Source organism: Pedobacter frigoris (genome assembly GCF_005116445.1).
GTDB classification, from domain to species: Bacteria; Bacteroidota; Bacteroidia; order Sphingobacteriales; family Sphingobacteriaceae; genus Pedobacter; species Pedobacter frigoris.
The window spans coordinates 272,594-290,492 of record NZ_SWBQ01000001.1 but is presented as its reverse complement, the minus strand read 5'-3'; the positions used below and the strand labels follow the sequence as shown (position 1 = coordinate 290,492).

Here is a 17,899-nt window from a genome sequence, read left to right as displayed (position 1 = left end):
TTCGCTGATGAGATCTCCTTCAAAAGTAGAAAAATCACGCTTGCATTCATGAAAACCATTAAAATATTTTATCTAAGTTTGCACCATTATGGCAAAAAATACTAACGACGAGCAATTTAAAAATGTAATATCACACGCAAAGGAATATGGTTTTGTATTTCAGGGCAGCGAAATATATGATGGACTAAGTGCTGTATACGATTACGGGCAGTTAGGTGCTGAATTGAAGAACAACATCAAAACTTATTGGTGGAAAGCCATGGTACAAATGCATGAAAACATTGTAGGTATTGATTCTGCAATTTTTATGCATCCAAAAATCTGGAAAGCCAGTGGTCACGTTGATGGGTTTAACGATCCCATGATCGACAATAAAGATTCTAAAAAACGCTATCGTGCCGATCAACTACTGGAAGACAAAATAGCCCGTTATGAAAAAGACGGTAAAACTGATAAGGCTGCAAAGCTGCAAACTGATATGGATGATGCCCTTAAGGCAGAAGACCTTCCACAGTTAAAAACACTTATAGAGGAACATGAGATTGCCTGCCCGGTAAGCGGAACTAAAAACTGGACAGATGTACGTCAGTTCAACCTGATGTTCAGCACACAGTTTGGTGCCATGGCCGAAGGTTCTGAAGAAGTATATTTAAGACCGGAGACTGCCCAGGGTATCTTTGTTAACTTCCTGAACGTTCAAAAATCCGGAAGAATGAAAATCCCTTTCGGAATTGCCCAGATCGGAAAAGCATTCAGAAATGAAGTGATCGCACGCCAGTTCATCATGCGTATGCGTGAGTTTGAACAAATGGAAATGCAATTCTTTGTGCGTCCGGGTGAGGACAAAAAATGGTTTGAATACTGGAAAGAAGCACGTCTTAAATGGCATAAAGCGCTGGGTACACCAGCCGAAAAATACCGTTACCATGATCATGTGAAGTTGGCTCATTACGCCAATGCTGCTACTGACATCGAATTTGAATTCCCATTCGGATTCAAAGAAGTAGAAGGTATCCACAGCCGTACAGATTTCGATCTGTCGCAGCACCAGGAATTCTCTGGTAAGAAAATGCAGTATTTTGATGCTGAACTTGATGAAAACGGAAAGCCTTACGGAAACTATGTGCCTTATGTAATCGAGACGTCGATTGGTCTGGACCGTATGTTCCTGCTTACGCTGATCAATGCTTTGGAAGAAGAAGACCTGAGCACAGAAGAAAGACAGGACAGCAGAACATTACTTCGGTTGCACCCATGCCTTGCCCCTATCAAAGTAGCGATATTCCCATTGACTAAAAAAGATGGCCTGCCTGAAAAAGCAAGAGAAGTCATGGATAGCCTGAAGCTCGACTTCAACTGTATTTACGAAGAGAAAGATGCTATTGGCAAGCGCTACCGCAGACAAGATGCCATCGGTACTCCTTTTTGCTTAACGATTGATCATCAGACACTAGAAGATGATACAGTGACTATCCGTCACCGTGATACGATGGAGCAACAGAGAATAGAAATCAAAGATCTGTACGACCTGATCAGCAACAAAACAAGCTGGAAGACATTGTTGAGATAATATTGTAAGCACTCGTCATCTCGAACTCATGTGAGAGATCTCTTGTTTATGTATAGTTCAAGAGATCTCTCACATGAGTTCGAGAAGTACGAGTGTGTTTAAGATAAATGCAAAATACCATTCTTTACTTTTTCAAAACACTACTCAGCATATACTCCCAGTTCATTCTGGCTATATTCAATACCGATATTCCTTGCGGACATTCTACTTCACAGGCTTCTGTGTTACTGCAATGCCCAAACTGCTCTTCGTCCATTTTCATGACCATAGAAAGTGCTCTTTTTCTGGATCGACCGGATAATTATCCTCCTGTCCAAATTGTTGCCTGAACTGTCCGAATTGAAAATTCACATAGTCATTTATACTGTACTTAATGAATGCATTCTCCAATACCTTATTCTGGGGATTACCTGTGAAATCTCCAAAATTCACCAGGATCACCGCATTGATCCTGTCGTTGATCGTAGCATTCAATTGCAGCCTTGCCCACTTTACTGAAAATGAGTTGTGGGAAATTCATTCAGCGCCAGAATGATGTAATCCCTTAATGTATATGTCCTTATCCAATGAATAATTGAACTGTGTCTGCATCATGCCAGAAAAGTTAATCTTCGCTTTTTCAGATACAGGTAGGTTGATGCCCTTGGCAATACTAACAACTGGACTACAGAATAACAGAATGCTTAAGATTAGAGAACGGCATGTCATAATTGGGGGATGAGTCATGCACTGTTTTCGATAAAAGAAAATTACTAAAAAATTTTGATAACCTATAGTGATGCAGGTTACTTTTATTAATAATGCATATCAGCTTCTAATACAAAACTTACATCCCATTAATTAAGAAGAGGCAGTCGAAAAGTTACGTTCGTCATCCTCTTCTTAAAAATGACTTTTAATTAAAGATTACCAATCGCATAAACATTTCCTGCGAAGTCCGCGATATATGCTATGCTTTATCTATGGTTATATCTGCAAATACCGGTGCACCGAGGTTTATTTTCTTAAGTACTTTTCCTGAATGTTGCTCCAATACGTAAAAATAGCCATCAGAAGCACCAAAAAGTAATTTACCCTGATGAAGCACCACAGAGCTCTCTACTGTTCCGGATTCAGAACCGGTGTAAGGCGCTGAATAAACCAATGCATTGCCTACAGGCCTATTCCAGACTTCCTTTAAGGTTATTGATATCATAGGCTACGACTCCGTTCCTGGCCGTTGACATGATGATGTATTATAAAAAGTCCGGATGCAACGCAGATATTATCTTTTCATTAAATTTCACTCCCAAAGGCCTAAGCATACTCAGATTTTAACCTTAAAAGTTTACAACAAGTAAACTATCTTCCAGCATTGGTTTAAAAATTAAAACTCAAACCTAGCTCAACAAAGCTGCTTTTTAACTCTGCACCATTAAATTTTGTGGTAGCAGTGCGCTCATCAGTAAAATACGCATAATCCCTTCCTGCTAAACTTGCGCCGTAAGTACAATCTAAGCCACTGTTGATTTCTAATTGCCTGGTTATTAAATACGATACATGCAAGCTGCCCCCATATTTATAGGCATTTGCTTTGTGTTCAAAGCTTATTGGCTTTTTAAAGTTCGGGACTAAATTCCAGTTTGCAATAGCGTTATATTTATAATACCCTGCTCTTGCTTCTCCTGAAAATGAAACTTTACCTATTGAATATCTTACATCAAAACCAATTTGCAATCCATCCCATGAATTTTTGTAATAAGAGTTTAAATTTTCATCAGTAGGATGATTGGGATCTTCCAGTAAATAGAGTTTTTGAACTAAATTATCATATCCGAATAAGGCAGTTACCGCTATTTTCCGGGTTAAATCGCGCTTCATAAGCACATTAAAATTTGCACTTTGATGGTAGCCTTTATTGCTCAAAAAGGATTCATCAAATACAGATTGCTTTCTGTTGTCTTCTAAATAATCTGAGTCGTTAACCTTCCCTTCACTTATTCTACCATATGTGAAGCTGGCATTTAGGGCTATTTTAGAAGACAAAAAATAGCTGGAATTGATGTTGTATTGGATTCCCTCTAAATTTTTCCATATCAGTTCAGATAAAACATTTGGATTTTTACCATCCATATTACCCGCGATAGACCAATTGAAGTCTTCTCTGAATAGTCCCGTATTTAAAGAAACTGTGAATTTCTGTTGCTGAGAAAAAGCAGCAGAAGTAACGCACATTAAAATGATTGAAAATATTACAGTTTTCAAAATCGTATTTTTAAGTAAATAAACCCCATGCTACAAGTACCAACTTGCATGAGGTTTAAATAGATTTAAAATTTAGTCAGATTAAATTTTTGCGCCTGAGAACTGGTATTGGAAGTACTCACCACTATGTTAGTACCATCAGCAGTACCTTGTCCGCTCAATTCCAGTCTCAATCCAGTAGCATGCAGTGGTGCAAAACTAAATCCAAGATTTCCAGCATTGTAAAGCTTGAATTTTTGGTGACTGGCGTTTGCATTTGTCCGCAATTCTACTTGAGTTCCGCTGGCGGTGGCCGCATTCTTTACAGTTAATACTTTTGCAGGATCCAGTACGGATTTAATTTGATAATATCCGTGTTCAACTTTGGTAAACTGAAACCTTTGGTTGTTAGCCTGATGAGAAGTCCAGATAATTACTCTGGTGCCATCAGCCGCGCTGCCGCCATAAATGTCCAGAGATTTTGACGCAATACTGGCTGGAGTTACCCTGTAAACCCCGCTTATATCCATCGGGAAATACAGACTTTTTAAGCCAGCAATATCACCGGCAGATAAGGCAGCTCTTTGTCCAACGAATGTAGAACCATCCAGCCTGGTCATAGGCGGCTGATTGTTATTTATAGCAAAACTGGTGGAAGAATAAAGCATCACTGAGCCAAAGTCAAAAGCGCCATGCCCGCCATAATTTAGAAACAGGTTATAATTATGCTCATATCCTGACTGGACTTTTGTCAGATACACAATCACATATTGGTCTCTGTCAGGTCTGCATTGCTCGTGCATGATGCCCAACGAGTGCATAACTTCATGCATAGTAATGCCTATGTGGTTATAATTGTAAAGATTGACAGTATTTACCCTGTTTTTTTGCCAGCCCAGCGGCGAATTGTTGCCGGTAGATTTTACAAATTTCATGTATTCAGTCTGAGTGGTTCTTTCTTCAAACTGGATGCCTGTAGCTGTAGTAATATTACCGAGTGCAGTATTGATTGTGTTTACAAAAGAGGTATGCTGGGCAGCAGTCATTGTCGCTGGATCAGGATACTGATAATATGCTTTAGAATTCGGCCATGTTGCTGCGAAGTCCTGTACAATGGTACTTCTTTCCTGTGTAGACAAGTCAGCTGTAAGTTTTTTCAGCGTATTAAATTGCTCTTTGCTGATGATGATGTCATCGGCAAAATAGTATATACCGTCGACTTCCACTATATAATTCAGTTTTCCATCAATCGTTAATTTGTGAATGAGTGAATCTCCTTTTTTACTTGAAGAGATAGCTCCGTTTTCTACTGGATCAGAAGTTTCTACATTTTTTTTACAGGCATAGAATGTCGCACATAACAGCAACATCATGCAGATTTTGATTAAATTTTTCATTGAATAGGGATTTAGGGTTGATTAGATTACATTTAATGGTACTTAAATTAAATTTCTAAATAATATATAAACAAACAAATTTTTTATTAATAATAAAAATAATATTAACAAAAGCAATTACAACTGTTTATATGAAGATTTTCATCTTATAAGTTAGCATGCGTCCGCCCTGCCTTCGACATGTGCTCGCATCTACAAAAGCTCTTTACAATCCCTTCATAAGGGTTGCTCAAGGGTTGGAAGGGCCAAAGCTTTCCGAACGGTTGTACAGCGACTATATGATGATTTCATTTTAGTTATAGTTATACGAAAGCACAGCGAAAGGAGGTAGAATGCACAACGGGACAACAATGATTAATTCAAACCTCTTTTGAAATATTCAGGAAAAAAAACGACATTGAGCCCAATTAGAGAAGATAAGCACATGCAAAAGATATATATGGGGGATGCAGGCCCTAAAGTTTCCCCTGCGGTTTACGGTTTTTACAGATGGGATGAAGTAAAAGATGCTGGCAATGTTTTAAAAAGGATTGTACACCTATGCCTCGAATTGGGCATCAATACATTTGAACATGGTGATAGCTATGGATCTTACAAATGCGAAGAACTGTTTGGTGAACTGCTTAAAGAAGGATCTTTTAAAAGAGAAGATGTGGTATTGTTTTCAAAATGTGGACTAAGGGTACCTCACCCTCAAAATCCGGACATTAGGGTAAAACATTACAATACTTCCGCTGAACACATCACTAAAAGTGTAGAATCATCCCTTAGAAAACTAAGAACTGATTACCTGGATATTTTTTTACTGGATAAGCTGGATCCCATTTCTAATCTTGAAGAAACAGCCCTAACATTGGAAAAACTCAAAGATTCAGGTAAGATCAGAAGTATCGGCGTAGCCAATTTTTCAGTTTTTCAGCATCAGTTGCTTGCCTCTATTCTGACCAAACCCATTGTCACTAATCATATTGAACTGAACTTGCTAAGTACACAAGCACTCGACAATGGTCAGCTTGATTATATCAAACAACGTTATATGCGTCCACTTGCTTATGCCCCTCTTGCAGAAGGCAGAATTGCTACCGGCAATGATGAGAAAGCGACAAAAGTACGTGCTAAACTTGAAGAACTAAGCATCAAATATAATGCTGATATTGAATCACTTGCCGTTGCATGGCTCGTAAAACTTGGCGCATTGCCATTGATAGGAACTACCAATGAGCAAAGGATCAAAAATGCGGTAAATGCTTTTGATATTGAGCTCGATCATCAGGACTGGTACGAACTTTATAATGTTTCTATAGCGAATCATTAAGGAAATGGCCTCGCTTTTGCATAAGAGTTGGCATGAAACCCTTTGCTTTGCTGATTTTACTGTTTGCAGGTCTACTGACCCCCTCTACTGATAACAACACTTTGCAGGGAAATACCTGGTCGAGAGATGAATTACAGATGGCTAATACAGCCAAAACCGCTACTTATCTTAGTGGAGAGGAAAAGGACCTTGTCATGTATATGAACCTGGCCCGGCTGGATGGTGAAAAGTTTTTCAATACCTATTTTCAGGAGTTTGCGAATTCATACAACAGGCAGATGACCAAATATAGCAACTATAAGGAGCTGAGAATTGACAGGAACAGTCATTATTACATCAGCCTGGAACGGGATCTGAAACAGGTTAAAAACCTTGATATGCTGTATCCTGATGAAGCGCTGAGCTGGGTTTCCAGGCAGCATGCAAAGGACATGAACAAGTATAACTATGCTGCTCATACTTCCAGGGACGGGCGAAGTGTAAAGGACAGGATCTATAGTATGTATCCAAAAAAATCCCTCGGAGAAAACCTTGCTTTTGGATATCCTACAGGGTTAGGAAATGTATGTATGTTATTGCTGGATAAAGGCGTTTCAGATTTAGGACATCGAAAAATCATCCTAAATTCAAGTTCTAAATTCAATTTTGTAGGCGTGAGTATTCAGCCACACAAAGGCTACAGATACTGTTCTGTAACTGACTTTGTAGCACTTCCAAGGTGAAATACCTGATATTAAGATATCTTTAATAAATCATTTGCAAATCCTTAAATTCGCTGCATCAAATCACTGCAGTTGAAAACAAAACAAACCACAACAGTAAACCTTTACGTCGCGCTTGCCTATCGTTTCCTGACCGTAATGGTTTTATATACTCTTTGTCGCTTAGGTTTCTATTTGTTTAATCACGGATTGTTTCAACACATCAACTTCCCTAAATACTTGTATATGATGTATGGGGGATTGAAATTCGATCTGTCGGCCCTGCTGTATATCAACCTGATCTTTATTCTGATGAATGTCATCCCTTTTCCTTTCAGGTATAAAGAGGGTTATCAGCGATTTTGTAAATGGTTGTTCATCATTTCAAACAGCCTTGGGATTTTAGCGAATTTTGCTGACTTCGCATACTTTAAATACACACTTAAAAGAACGACAGCTACTGTCTTCAGCCAGTTTAGCAATGAACAGAACAAATTCAAACTCTTTATTGATTTTTTAGGTGACTATTGGTACCTACTGCTGCTTTTTATCGTGTTTATATGGGCTTTTGTAAAGTTATATGATCTCGTAAAAATTAAGCCGGCGGTTCAGTTTACATGGCCGGTATATGTATTGCATACCGCTTTGATGGTGGTGATCGCGCTTGCTTGTCTTACTGGCATCAGGGGTGGCTGGGGTTTTGGTACCCGTCCGATTACGCTGAGTAATGCCGGAGAGTTTGTTGATACTCCTGACCAGATGAGCCTTGTGCTCAATACCCCATTCTGTATTTTCAGAACATTAAAAGCTTCCAAATTAAAGCCAGTCAACTATTACAGTCAGGAAGAATTAAATACGATATACAATCCTGTACACATGCCTGCAGACACAGGTAAGTTCAAGAAGCTGAACGTTGTGTTTCTGATCATCGAAAGTCTGGGCAAGGAACATGTAGGCAGTTTAAATACCGACCTTGCAGGGGGGACTTATAAGGGCTATACTCCTTTCATTGACTCGCTGGTATCACAGAGTTTTACATTTACCCATACTTATGCCAATGGCAGGAAATCCATTGATGCGCTGCCTTCGGTAATTTCAGGGATTCCTTCAATCAGGGAACCCTTTGTACTTTCTGTTTATTCTGGCAACAAAACCACCAGTATAGCCAAGTTATTGAGTGATGAAGGCTATGAAACCGCATTTTTCCATGGAGCACCAAATGGGTCTATGGGCTTCTCCTCTTATACCAATCTCGCAGGAATTAAACACTATTTTGGTCAGAACGAATATAAAAAAAGCGGCGACTCTGACGGTACATGGGGCATATGGGACGATCCTTTTATGCAATACATGGCAGAAACCATGAATACGCTGAAGCAACCATTTTTCTCCAGCTTTTTCTCTTTGTCCTCGCACCATCCCTTCAGATTGCCCGACGAATACGTAGGTAAATTCCCAAAAGGTCCACTCCCCGTGCAGGAGGTATTGGGCTATACAGATATGGCATTGCGTAAGTTTTTTAAAACTGCATCAACTATGCCATGGTACAAAAATACGCTGTTTGTGCTTTGCGCAGATCATGCAACAGTTTCTTATTTCCCGGAATATCAGACTACACCAGGCTATTTCTCTATTCCAATTGTGCTTTATTACCCGGGCGGGGATTTGAAAGGAAAGGCCGACAAAAACGTACAGCAAATCGACATCATGCCTACTGTACTGAATTATTTACATTACGACAAGCCTTATTTTGCCCTGGGTTTTGATGCTTTTGCAAAAGGTAATGATAACTTTGTGGTGAACAACAACGATGGTAATTTTAGCTTTTATCGGGGTGATTATTTGCTTGTCAATGATGGCAAACTAAACATTGCACTGTATAATCTGAAAACAGATCGTTTGACTAAAAACAACATATTAGAGAAAGAACCGTTAGTTGCAGGTAAGATGGAGAAGTATTTAAAAGCATTTGTGCAACAATACAACAACCGGATGATCGACAATAAACTTACAGCCGAATAAAGTTCATGCGCAAATCCCTGATCAAACTTATAGATTTCTTTTATCCGCCCTTTTCACGCTGGTTGCCGATCCACACTTTCAGGTATATAGTTTCAGGTGGTTCAACTGCATTGTGCGGCATTATTTCCTATTATATTGCCTACAACTGGATCTTACACCAGGAAAACGTACAGGTAGATTTTCCGTTTTTACCTAAGCTCATTACAGGACACTCTTTAGCACTGGTCATCAGCACATTTGCGTCTTTCTTGTGGGGTTTTACGTTAAACAAATACCTTATATTTACCAAGTCCAACCTTAAGGGGAGGGTACAGATGTTCAGGTATGCGGCGGTGATGGGTATCAATCTGGGATTAAATTTTGCGATGCTAAAATATATGGTGGAGGGTCTGCATTTCTACCCGTCTATATCACAGGCTTTTATTACGATTACATTGTCACTATGCAGTTATTTCCTCCAAAAACACTTTACTTTCAGGGTTAAAAAACATCATTAGCTAAATCTCATTTTAAGGTTATTGCACGGCATTTATTTGTTTAAAGCTGAGTTTTGCGGTAACTTAGCCTAATAATAAGAGATACTTACGATGAGCGATTTTAATGACTTTAATAATCCACAAGTAGCTAAACTGCCAAGGCATTTGAGGCAATTTATTGTAGAGCAGCATTATGAAAAATATACTCCAGTAGATCAGGCGGTATGGAGATATGTAATGCGCCAGAATTATAGTTATTTAAAACACGTAGCTTACTATCCTTATATCAAAGGATTGCAGCGTGCAGGTCTGAGCATCGAATATATCCCTGATTTGCAGACAATGAATGATAACCTTGGAAAAATTGGCTGGGGTGCTGTTACGGTAGATGGATTTATCCCTCCTGCTGCATTTATGGAATACCAGGCTTATAGGGTGCTGGTTATTGCGGCAGACATCAGGCAGATCAACCACATTGAATATACGCCTGCTCCTGATATCATTCATGAATCAGCAGGCCATGCCCCTATTATCGCGGATACAGATTACAACAATTACCTGAGTTATTTTGGATCTATCGGTGCAAAGGCCATGTTTTCTTCCAAAGATTTTGAACTGTATGAGGCAATTCGTCACCTCTCTATTTTAAAAGAGGCAGTTGATGCGCCTGAGCAGGAAATTGCAAAAGCCGAAAAGCACTTACAGCAGATATCAGAGAACATGGGTGAACCTTCTGAAATGGCACTATTGGGCAGGCTGCATTGGTGGACTGTAGAATACGGGTTAATCGGAACATTGGAAAATCCTAAAATTTATGGTGCCGGTTTACTTTCATCTATAGGTGAAAGCTCATCATGCATGAAAGCTGATGTTAAAAAATTATGGTATAACCTGGATACGGTTAATTATGCATATGACATTACTAAGCCTCAACCTCAGTTATTCGTTACCGAAACTTTCCAGAACCTGATCGATGTTCTCGAGGCGTTTGCCGATACAATGGCTTTCAGACGCGGAGGTTCGGAAGGTATAATCAAGGCGATTGAATGTAAAAATCCGGCAACTGCGGTATATAGTTCCGGGCTTCAGGTTACCGGCACTTTCACCGATATGGGAATTGATCAGCAGGATCAGCTTACTTTTATCAAAACTACCGGCCCATCTGCATTGGCTGTAGCTGGAAAACAACTGGAAGGACATGGAAAATTATATCACAAGGATGGTTTCTCATCTCCCGTAGGTAAATTGAAAGGAATAGCCATTGCAATTGAAGATATGGATGGCTCTGCACTGCTGACTTATGGCATAAAATTGCAGCACAAAGCAGAACTTGATTTTGAAAGTGGAATCTCCGTAAAAGGGCTGATAACTAAGATCCATCAGCACAATGGAAAAACTACGCTGATCACATTTGAGGATTGTACGGTTAAAGAAAGCAATGGCAATGTGCTGTTCCAGCCGGAATGGGGCACATATGACATGGCTGTTGGAGAAAAGATCCTTTCCGTATACAACGGCGCGGCAGACAAAGATGCTTATGAAGAAATCACTCATGTAAGTAACAAACAGACGCATAAAATCGCATACGATGAGAAGACCCAGAAACTTCATGAAATTTATAGAAATGTCCGGTTGATCAGGGAAAATCAAACTGGTTACGAAATGCTGCCAGCGCTATTTAGTGCTTTAAAAGCGGAACATCGTTATGACTGGCTTTCTGCGCTGGAGATTTTAGAAATACTGCATCATAAACAATTGTATCCTGATCTGGAAAAAGAGGTACAGATTTACCTGGAACTTAAAGCGGGAGTAGAACCTGATCATAAGAAACTGATTAGTGATGGGCTTCATGTAATTGCAAATCCGGTAAGTCAGCTGATTACCGAAGAGGATTAGTGCATTGCGGGATCCTGAAATGAATTCAGGATGACGTGGTGTTTATTAAAATTAAAAAATAAATGAATATAATATTAACAGGTGCAAGCAGCGGAATTGGTTTTGAAGCTGCATTGGAATTTACATTGAGCAGTGAAAACAAAGTGGTTTGTATCGCCCGTTCGGCTGATAAGTTGCGCAAGCTTTTAGAAATAGCAAAAGGCATCAACCCTGATTGCACTTTATTACCAGTAGAATTTGACATTGTAAAAGATGACTATACCGCATTGGTCCCATTTTTAACAGAACGCCTTGGACAGGTCGATATCCTGATCAATAATGCAGGTTCGCTGGTCAACAAACCATTTATGGAAACCACTGAATCAGACATGTGGCAAATGCTGGAGAGTAACGTAATGGGACATTTCAATATGATTAAGAATGTGGTTCCTTTAATGAAAAGTGGCGGACATATTGTAAATATTGGCAGCATGGGCGGTTTTCAGGGTAGTGTTAAATTTCCGGGTCTGGCAGCATACTCTTCGAGTAAAGCAGCACTGCATACCATGACTGAATGTCTGGCTTTCGAACTCGGCGAAACAGGGATAAAAGTCAATTGCCTGGCGCTTGGATCTGCACAAACTGAGATGCTGGAGCAAGCATTTCCTGGCTACGAATCGCCGGTAATGGCTTTCGAAATGGGCAAATATATAGCCGATTTTGCAAGGACCGGTCATAAGTTCTTCAATGGAAAAACGCTTCCTGTAGCGGTAACAACGCCATAACCAACAAGTTATCAACATTTTTAGGGGTAAAGGATATTTTTAATACCTTTAGCCAAATTGATATGAAGAAAACCATTATTCTATTCAGTATAGCTTTTTTTAGTGTGTGGGCAGGCAAAGCGCAAACCACTGTACCACTCGAATACCGGGAGTTGGTAAACAGGCTAAGCAAACAGTTGCCTGAGCAAAAAAACAAAACCAATATTCCCGAAACGTCGCCAAATAAGTTACTTGAATTTGCAAAATCTATGCTTGGCATCAGGTACAGAACGGCATCAAGCAGTCCTAAAAGAGGATTTGATTGTTCAGGCTTTGTAAATTATGTATTCAGTAATTTTGGTTTTAAAGTACCCAGATCTTCGAGAGATTTTGCCCTAAGCGGAGAAGCTAAAAAACTGGAAGATGCAAAAATTGGTGATGTGATACTTTTCACCGGTACAAATAGCAGATCCCGTACTCCAGGGCATGTTGGCATCATCTATTCAGTTGATGGAGATGATATTAAATTCATTCATTCCTCATCAGGGGGCGCCAAAGGAGTTACCATAACTAGCCTGAATGAGGGGTTCTATAAAAAACGCTTCTTAAAGGTTGTGAGCATTTTGTAATACTGACGATAACCGTGCTACAACAGTACGATCTTCAAAGCCTCAGCTACTTTTCCTTCTCTCAGCAATGTCCTGGAATGCTCATGCAACTCCCGTTCCCTGTTATTTGCGTCACCAATAGTCGCATCCAGAATGTCCTTTACAGCGGCAGAATTTCTAACAGCATCTATTTCTTCATCAGTAGGCAAATGCTCTACATTTCCCAGCATTCCAAGATCATTACCGGTCAGCACCATGGAATTCCTTACTGCCTTAGGCAAGGCATCTACGCCTATCCCCAAAGTGGTTAGCGGCTTTGCTACTTTAAATAAACTCTCCGGAGTAACGCGGCAATACCAATCGCCACCCAATCGTGCCACCAGGTCGATCTTCGCCTGATCGATCTTTCCATCAGCATCCAGGATTTCTTCTTTGATATGAATCACTTTGATTTCTGCCATTACCAGATTTCCTGCACCAGGGTGTTCACCAAGGGAAATGACTTCTCTGACTATACATTCCATCTGTACTGGAGCTTCAGCTACGCGTGGTGGTTTAATGGTATCTGATGGGAGCATGGTAAAACCGGCCTTATCAAACTCATTAATCCCTTTAGCATATTCAGTACTGGCCAGACTGGTTTGCTGTACCATAGGGTAATTGACAATATTAATCACACACTCCTTTACCTCCAGCACATTTTCCAACGTATGTTTTGTGGTATTGTCCCGCACCCTTCTGGCAGGAGAAAAAATACACATCGGTGGATTGGTGCTGAACATATTAAAAAAACTGAACGGACTTAGGTTGATATTTCCAGCCTGATCAATGGTAGTGGCAAAACAAATTGGCCGCGGTGCAATGGCATATTGAAGATAATTCTGCAATTGCATCGGGGACAAATCTGAAGTTTTTAAGGTAAGCATAAAGGTTATTAATTGCTAGATGTTCGTCATCTCGAGGCACGAGAGATCTCCTGAACCTGTCTAAGCAAGAGATCTCTCCTATCGTCGAGATTGACGGAAGATAAACTATTTCTTTTTCAATGCCAAAATAGAGAACTCTGTATCTGTCCTCTTGATGGTATTGCTCAAATGACCAAGTCCGATAATTTCCATTTCGACCACATCGCCGTCCTGTAGCCATTGTGGTTTGAAATTAGGATCGTTTAACAAGCCTGTACCATTTAATTCAAGAAAACAGCCTGTACCTACTGTTCCTGAGCCGATTACATCACCAGGAAGTATATCTACACCATAAGCACAGCGTTCTATAATTTCCGCAAATGTCCAGTCCATATCAGCCATATTTCCTGCTGATACCTCTACCCCATTTACAGTGCAAGTCATCTTAAGATTATATGCATCACCGGTATGCCCAGATTTCGCTTCTGTTTTATATTGTTCTAGTTCATCAGGAGTCACAAGCCATGGCCCGATTACAGTAGAGAAATCCTTACCTTTTGCCGGGCCAAGGTTCAACAACATTTCTTCCATTTGAAGTGTCCTGGCGCTCATATCATTCATTATCGTGTAACCGGCAATATAACTATCTGCTTCTGCAGCTGTAACATTACGCCCTTTTTTGCCAATCACAACTGCAACTTCCAGCTCAAAGTCAAGTTTCTGAAAATGATCAGGCATGCATTCAATTTCACCAGGCCCCTGAATGGCATTATGGTTAGTGAAATAAAATATAGGATACTGGTCAAATTCAGCAATCATATCCACCTTACGGTTTCTGCGTGCTGCAGCTACATGCTGACGAAAGGCGTACCCATCGCGACATGAAGTTGGATGCGGAACAGGTGCCAGCAATTCAAAAAATACTTCTTCTTTAGGCTCAAGTTCTTTTGACTTGATCTGGGCATCTACCTTTTTTGCACGTTCCATTAAGACCTCACCGCCTTGTAGAAACGCATTCATTTCATCAGGAAGTTGCTTGTCGCAGGAATTTAAATTGTAAATGTGTCCGTTTACAAAAACACCAAGGTGTTCTCTGTCTTCTGTTTTATAGGATACCAGTTTCATCTATATTTTGTTTTTTAGTTGTCATATGCAGGCCATGGATCCATACCCTCTTATGATCAGTTATATTAAGTAGTTGTCCAAAGCTAGATAAAATTACAGCAAACATGGTCATAAAATATTTCTGAGTATAATATTTAGGTTATAGTTTGGCTATTGCGAGATTTAATAATTACTTTAGCAGACGTAAAAGAACATGGCACATAGCAGCTTCATATATCAAAACCAAATAGCCAGACAAGCACTGGCCTCTTTTAGGTACGCCATGCTTTCCAAACTTATTTTCGCCCAATACTCCATTTAGGCCTCTATCTTTTTCCGATGCTCTTATTTAAAACGTTTTCAACGTTTTAATCGTTATTATTTATATCATTTTAACCACATATAACCTTAGCTATGCCAATTTATCATACGTTAGGAACCATACCTGCTAAAAGACATACGGTTTTTCGTAAACCTGACGGTAAATTGTATGCAGAAGAACTGGTTTCGACTGAAGGTTTTTCAAGCTTGTACTCACTTGTTTACCATTGTCACCCACCCACTATTGTAAAATCATTAGGTGAACCGTATTCTGTAGAGCCTAAAATCGCAAGGGAAAAACATTTGCGTCATACCAGTCTGATCGGATTCAACATTAAACCGGAAGATGATTACCTGAAAAGCCGCAAGCCCGTACTGGTAAACAACGATCTGCATATTTCACTAGCCGCTCCTAGAAAGTCTATGACTGATTACTTTTATAAGAACAGCCAGGCAGATGAAGTAATTTTCATTCATGAAGGTAGCGGTACATTAAAAACGGGCTTTGGAAAGATCAGTTTTGAATATGGTGACTACCTCGTAGTGCCCCGTGGCACCATTTATCAGATGGAGTTCAACGATGAAAAAAACAGGTTGTTTATTGTAGAAAGTTTTAGTCCTATCCGGACACCTAAACGTTACAGAAATGCTTTTGGGCAGCTGGAAGAACATTCTCCTTTCTGTGAGCGTGATATTAAAAGACCACAGGATCTGGAAACGATTGACGAATATGGAGACTTTAAAGTACTCATCAAAAAACAAGGTATAATGTATCCCTACGTGTACGGAACACATCCTTTCGATTTTGTAGGCTGGGATGGCTTTCATTATCCATGGGCATTTTCAATACATGATTTTGAACCGATTACCGGCAGATTGCACCAGCCGCCTCCGGTACACCAGACCTTTGAAGGACATAATTTTGTAATCTGTTCTTTTGTGCCCCGCAAGTACGATTATCACCCGCTTTCAATACCTGCTCCATACAACCACAGTAATGTAGACAGTGACGAGGTATTGTATTATGTTGACGGCGATTTCATGAGCAGAAAGAGCGTGGTAAAAGGACAGATCACCTTACATCCGGGAGGTATTCCACATGGTCCTCATCCGGGCACTGTGGAAAAATCTATAGGAAAGGAAAGCACAGAAGAACTTGCCGTAATGATTGACCCTTTTCGTCCTTTAATGCTGACAGAAGATGCTGTAGCAATAGAGGATGAAAACTACCACAAAAGCTGGCAAGAGGATTAAAATTCAATACACCTCACTGACTCGAAATCCAAAAGGAGGATTTCACACGCCAGTTCAGTATACAGAATTTTGAAGGTGAAATAAAAAATAAAAGAAAACTAACTTATTATTCAAATAAAAAACAAAATGTCAACACAAACATTTGCAGAAAAAATAGCTAAGGCACAGGATTTTCTTCCGATCAATGGGACTGATTATGTTGAGTTTTATGTAGGAAATGCTAAACAGGCTGCACATTATTATAAAACAGCCTTCGGTTTCCAGTCAGTAGCCTATGCCGGACCTGAAACAGGGGTTCGTGACCGTGCTTCATATGTATTGCAGCAGGGAAAGATCAGATTAGTTTTAACAACCGGCTTGAAATCAGATAATGTAATATCAGAACATGTGAAAAAACATGGCGACGGTGTTAAAATTCTTGCATTGTGGGTAGATGATGCTTACAGTGCTTTCGAGGAAACTACCAAACGTGGTGCGAAACCTTACCTGGAGCCTGTTACACAAACAGACGAAAACGGAGAAGTACGCATGTCGGGGATTTACACTTACGGGGAGACTGTCCACATGTTTATTGAGCGCAAAAACTATAGTGGTTCATTCCTTCCAGGGTATGTAGATTGGAAGAGTGATTACAATCCGGAAGAGGTAGGCTTGCTTTATATCGACCACTGTGTAGGAAATGTGGGCTGGAACAGGATGAACGAAACAGTGAAATGGTACGAAGAGGTAATGGGTTTTGTGAATATCCTTTCATTTGATGATAAACAAATCAATACCGAATATTCAGCTTTGATGAGTAAGGTAATGAGTAATGGAAACGGTTTTTCTAAATTCCCCATCAACGAACCTGCTGAAGGCAAAAAGAAATCACAAATTGAGGAATATCTTGAATTTTATGAAGGCGAAGGGGTGCAGCATGTCGCAGTAGCAACTAAAGACATTTTATCTACTGTGAAGGCATTAAAAGCGCGAGGGGTTGAGTTTTTAAGTGCACCCCCTGAAGCCTACTATAATATGATGCCTGAACGTGTAGGTGAAATTGACGAAGAAATCGCTCAGTTAAAAGAACTTGGAATCCTGGTAGACTGCGATGAAGAAGGTTATTTGTTGCAGATTTTCACAAAACCAGTGGAAGACAGGCCTACCCTATTCTTTGAAATTATACAGCGTAAAGGTGCTCAATCATTTGGTGCAGGTAATTTCAAGGCGCTGTTTGAATCTCTGGAACGCGAACAGGAATTAAGAGGAAATTTATAATTGTGTTATCCTGACAAAGGGGTTTGATATAGGATAATTACATTATATAATACACCGGAAGACCGGTATTAAAGGGTGCCTGCAAAACAGCGCGCCCTTTTTTATTT

17 protein-coding genes are annotated in these 17,899 nt (G+C 39.9%); 10 read left to right on the top strand and 7 right to left on the bottom strand.

Annotated features, from left to right (window positions below; genetic code table 11):
- Window positions 1-88 precede the first annotated feature (88 nt).
- On the top strand, window positions 89-1,570 hold the full coding sequence (locus tag FA047_RS01155) for a glycine--tRNA ligase (RefSeq protein ID WP_136834156.1): 1,482 nt from the start codon (window positions 89-91) through the stop codon (window positions 1,568-1,570).
- A gap of 124 nt (window positions 1,571-1,694) precedes the next feature.
- Here FA047_RS01155 and FA047_RS01150 read toward each other — a convergent pair whose 3' ends face one another.
- The 5 genes from FA047_RS01150 to FA047_RS01130 all read right to left on the bottom strand — a co-directional run bounded on the left by FA047_RS01150 (window position 1,695) and on the right by FA047_RS01130 (window position 5,190).
- On the bottom strand, window positions 1,695-1,832 hold the full coding sequence (locus FA047_RS01150; RefSeq protein ID WP_394347549.1) for a hypothetical protein: 138 nt from the start codon (window positions 1,830-1,832) through the stop codon (window positions 1,695-1,697).
- Window positions 1,829-2,086 carry a porin gene (locus tag FA047_RS01145; protein WP_136834155.1) on the bottom strand — a complete coding sequence of 86 codons (258 nt, stop codon included), beginning with the start codon at window positions 2,084-2,086 and terminating at the stop codon, window positions 1,829-1,831. The genes FA047_RS01150 and FA047_RS01145 overlap by 4 nt, the downstream gene beginning before the upstream one ends.
- Window positions 2,087-2,519: 433 nt before the next feature.
- Window positions 2,520-2,765, bottom strand: a complete 246-nt coding sequence (locus FA047_RS01140; protein WP_136834154.1) for a PQQ-binding-like beta-propeller repeat protein — start codon at window positions 2,763-2,765, stop codon at window positions 2,520-2,522.
- A gap of 164 nt (window positions 2,766-2,929) precedes the next feature.
- Window positions 2,930-3,814, bottom strand: coding sequence for a hypothetical protein (locus FA047_RS01135; RefSeq protein WP_136834153.1), 885 nt, complete (start codon window positions 3,812-3,814; stop codon window positions 2,930-2,932).
- A gap of 65 nt (window positions 3,815-3,879) precedes the next feature.
- Entirely contained in the window at window positions 3,880-5,190 is a 1,311-nt protein-coding gene (locus FA047_RS01130) for a M12 family metallopeptidase (RefSeq protein WP_136834152.1), read from the bottom strand.
- A 397-nt stretch (window positions 5,191-5,587) separates the two neighbouring features.
- Between FA047_RS01130 and FA047_RS01125 the strand changes: the two genes are divergently transcribed.
- The 7 genes from FA047_RS01125 to FA047_RS01095 all read left to right on the top strand — a co-directional run bounded on the left by FA047_RS01125 (window position 5,588) and on the right by FA047_RS01095 (window position 12,972).
- Complete coding sequence (locus tag FA047_RS01125) at window positions 5,588-6,505, top strand: aldo/keto reductase (RefSeq protein ID WP_225872598.1); 918 nt, start codon at window positions 5,588-5,590, stop codon at window positions 6,503-6,505.
- A 32-nt stretch (window positions 6,506-6,537) separates the two neighbouring features.
- A complete protein-coding gene (locus FA047_RS01120; protein ID WP_136834151.1) occupies window positions 6,538-7,227 on the top strand; it encodes a CAP domain-containing protein in 690 nt (229 codons plus the stop codon).
- A gap of 72 nt (window positions 7,228-7,299) precedes the next feature.
- Window positions 7,300-9,228 (top strand): LTA synthase family protein, encoded by a 1,929-nt coding sequence (locus tag FA047_RS01115; protein ID WP_225872597.1) that lies wholly within the window; start codon window positions 7,300-7,302, stop codon window positions 9,226-9,228.
- 5 nt (window positions 9,229-9,233) lie between these two features.
- The gene (locus tag FA047_RS01110) at window positions 9,234-9,725 is read left to right on the top strand and encodes a GtrA family protein (protein WP_136834150.1); all 492 of its coding nucleotides are present in this window, start codon (window positions 9,234-9,236) and stop codon (window positions 9,723-9,725) included.
- A gap of 90 nt (window positions 9,726-9,815) precedes the next feature.
- The gene (locus FA047_RS01105; RefSeq protein ID WP_136834149.1) at window positions 9,816-11,600 is read left to right on the top strand and encodes an aromatic amino acid hydroxylase; all 1,785 of its coding nucleotides are present in this window, start codon (window positions 9,816-9,818) and stop codon (window positions 11,598-11,600) included.
- A 62-nt stretch (window positions 11,601-11,662) separates the two neighbouring features.
- The gene (locus FA047_RS01100; RefSeq protein ID WP_136834148.1) at window positions 11,663-12,364 is read left to right on the top strand and encodes an SDR family oxidoreductase; all 702 of its coding nucleotides are present in this window, start codon (window positions 11,663-11,665) and stop codon (window positions 12,362-12,364) included.
- 62 nt (window positions 12,365-12,426) lie between these two features.
- Window positions 12,427-12,972, top strand: coding sequence for a C40 family peptidase (locus tag FA047_RS01095; RefSeq protein WP_136834147.1), 546 nt, complete (start codon window positions 12,427-12,429; stop codon window positions 12,970-12,972).
- A gap of 17 nt (window positions 12,973-12,989) precedes the next feature.
- On the opposite strand, the gene FA047_RS01090 is transcribed toward FA047_RS01095, so the two are convergent.
- Both FA047_RS01090 and FA047_RS01085 read right to left on the bottom strand, forming a co-directional pair.
- On the bottom strand, window positions 12,990-13,877 hold the full coding sequence (locus FA047_RS01090; RefSeq protein ID WP_136834146.1) for a flavin reductase family protein: 888 nt from the start codon (window positions 13,875-13,877) through the stop codon (window positions 12,990-12,992).
- A 105-nt stretch (window positions 13,878-13,982) separates the two neighbouring features.
- Window positions 13,983-14,981, bottom strand: a complete 999-nt coding sequence (locus tag FA047_RS01085; protein ID WP_136834145.1) for a fumarylacetoacetate hydrolase family protein — start codon at window positions 14,979-14,981, stop codon at window positions 13,983-13,985.
- A gap of 393 nt (window positions 14,982-15,374) precedes the next feature.
- On the opposite strand from FA047_RS01085, the gene FA047_RS01080 reads away from it, so the two are divergent.
- Together FA047_RS01080 and hppD are read left to right on the top strand one after the other, a co-directional pair.
- Entirely contained in the window at window positions 15,375-16,535 is a 1,161-nt protein-coding gene (locus FA047_RS01080) for a homogentisate 1,2-dioxygenase (protein ID WP_136834144.1), read from the top strand.
- A 126-nt stretch (window positions 16,536-16,661) separates the two neighbouring features.
- The gene (gene hppD / locus FA047_RS01075) at window positions 16,662-17,792 is read left to right on the top strand and encodes a 4-hydroxyphenylpyruvate dioxygenase (protein ID WP_136834143.1); all 1,131 of its coding nucleotides are present in this window, start codon (window positions 16,662-16,664) and stop codon (window positions 17,790-17,792) included.
- Window positions 17,793-17,899: the final 107 nt, after the last annotated feature.

Bases quoted from the DNA above. Each gene is read 5' to 3' on its own strand.
- FA047_RS01120 (WP_136834151.1), top strand. From the start codon at position 6,538: ATGAAACCCTTTGCTTTGCTGATTTTACTGTTTGCAGGTCTACTGACC.
- hppD (WP_136834143.1), top strand. From the start codon at position 16,662: ATGTCAACACAAACATTTGCAGAAAAAATAGCTAAGGCACAGGATTTT.
- FA047_RS01100 (WP_136834148.1), top strand. From the start codon at position 11,663: ATGAATATAATATTAACAGGTGCAAGCAGCGGAATTGGTTTTGAAGCT.
- FA047_RS01090 (WP_136834146.1), bottom strand. From the start codon at position 13,877: ATGCTTACCTTAAAAACTTCAGATTTGTCCCCGATGCAATTGCAGAAT.
- FA047_RS01140 (WP_136834154.1), bottom strand. From the start codon at position 2,765: ATGATATCAATAACCTTAAAGGAAGTCTGGAATAGGCCTGTAGGCAAT.
- FA047_RS01095 (WP_136834147.1), top strand. From the start codon at position 12,427: ATGAAGAAAACCATTATTCTATTCAGTATAGCTTTTTTTAGTGTGTGG.
- FA047_RS01130 (WP_136834152.1), bottom strand. From the start codon at position 5,190: ATGAAAAATTTAATCAAAATCTGCATGATGTTGCTGTTATGTGCGACA.
- FA047_RS01110 (WP_136834150.1), top strand. From the start codon at position 9,234: ATGCGCAAATCCCTGATCAAACTTATAGATTTCTTTTATCCGCCCTTT.
- FA047_RS01155 (WP_136834156.1), top strand. From the start codon at position 89: ATGGCAAAAAATACTAACGACGAGCAATTTAAAAATGTAATATCACAC.
- FA047_RS01080 (WP_136834144.1), top strand. From the start codon at position 15,375: ATGCCAATTTATCATACGTTAGGAACCATACCTGCTAAAAGACATACG.
- FA047_RS01150 (WP_394347549.1), bottom strand. From the start codon at position 1,832: ATGAAAATGGACGAAGAGCAGTTTGGGCATTGCAGTAACACAGAAGCC.
- FA047_RS01085 (WP_136834145.1), bottom strand. From the start codon at position 14,981: ATGAAACTGGTATCCTATAAAACAGAAGACAGAGAACACCTTGGTGTT.
- FA047_RS01105 (WP_136834149.1), top strand. From the start codon at position 9,816: ATGAGCGATTTTAATGACTTTAATAATCCACAAGTAGCTAAACTGCCA.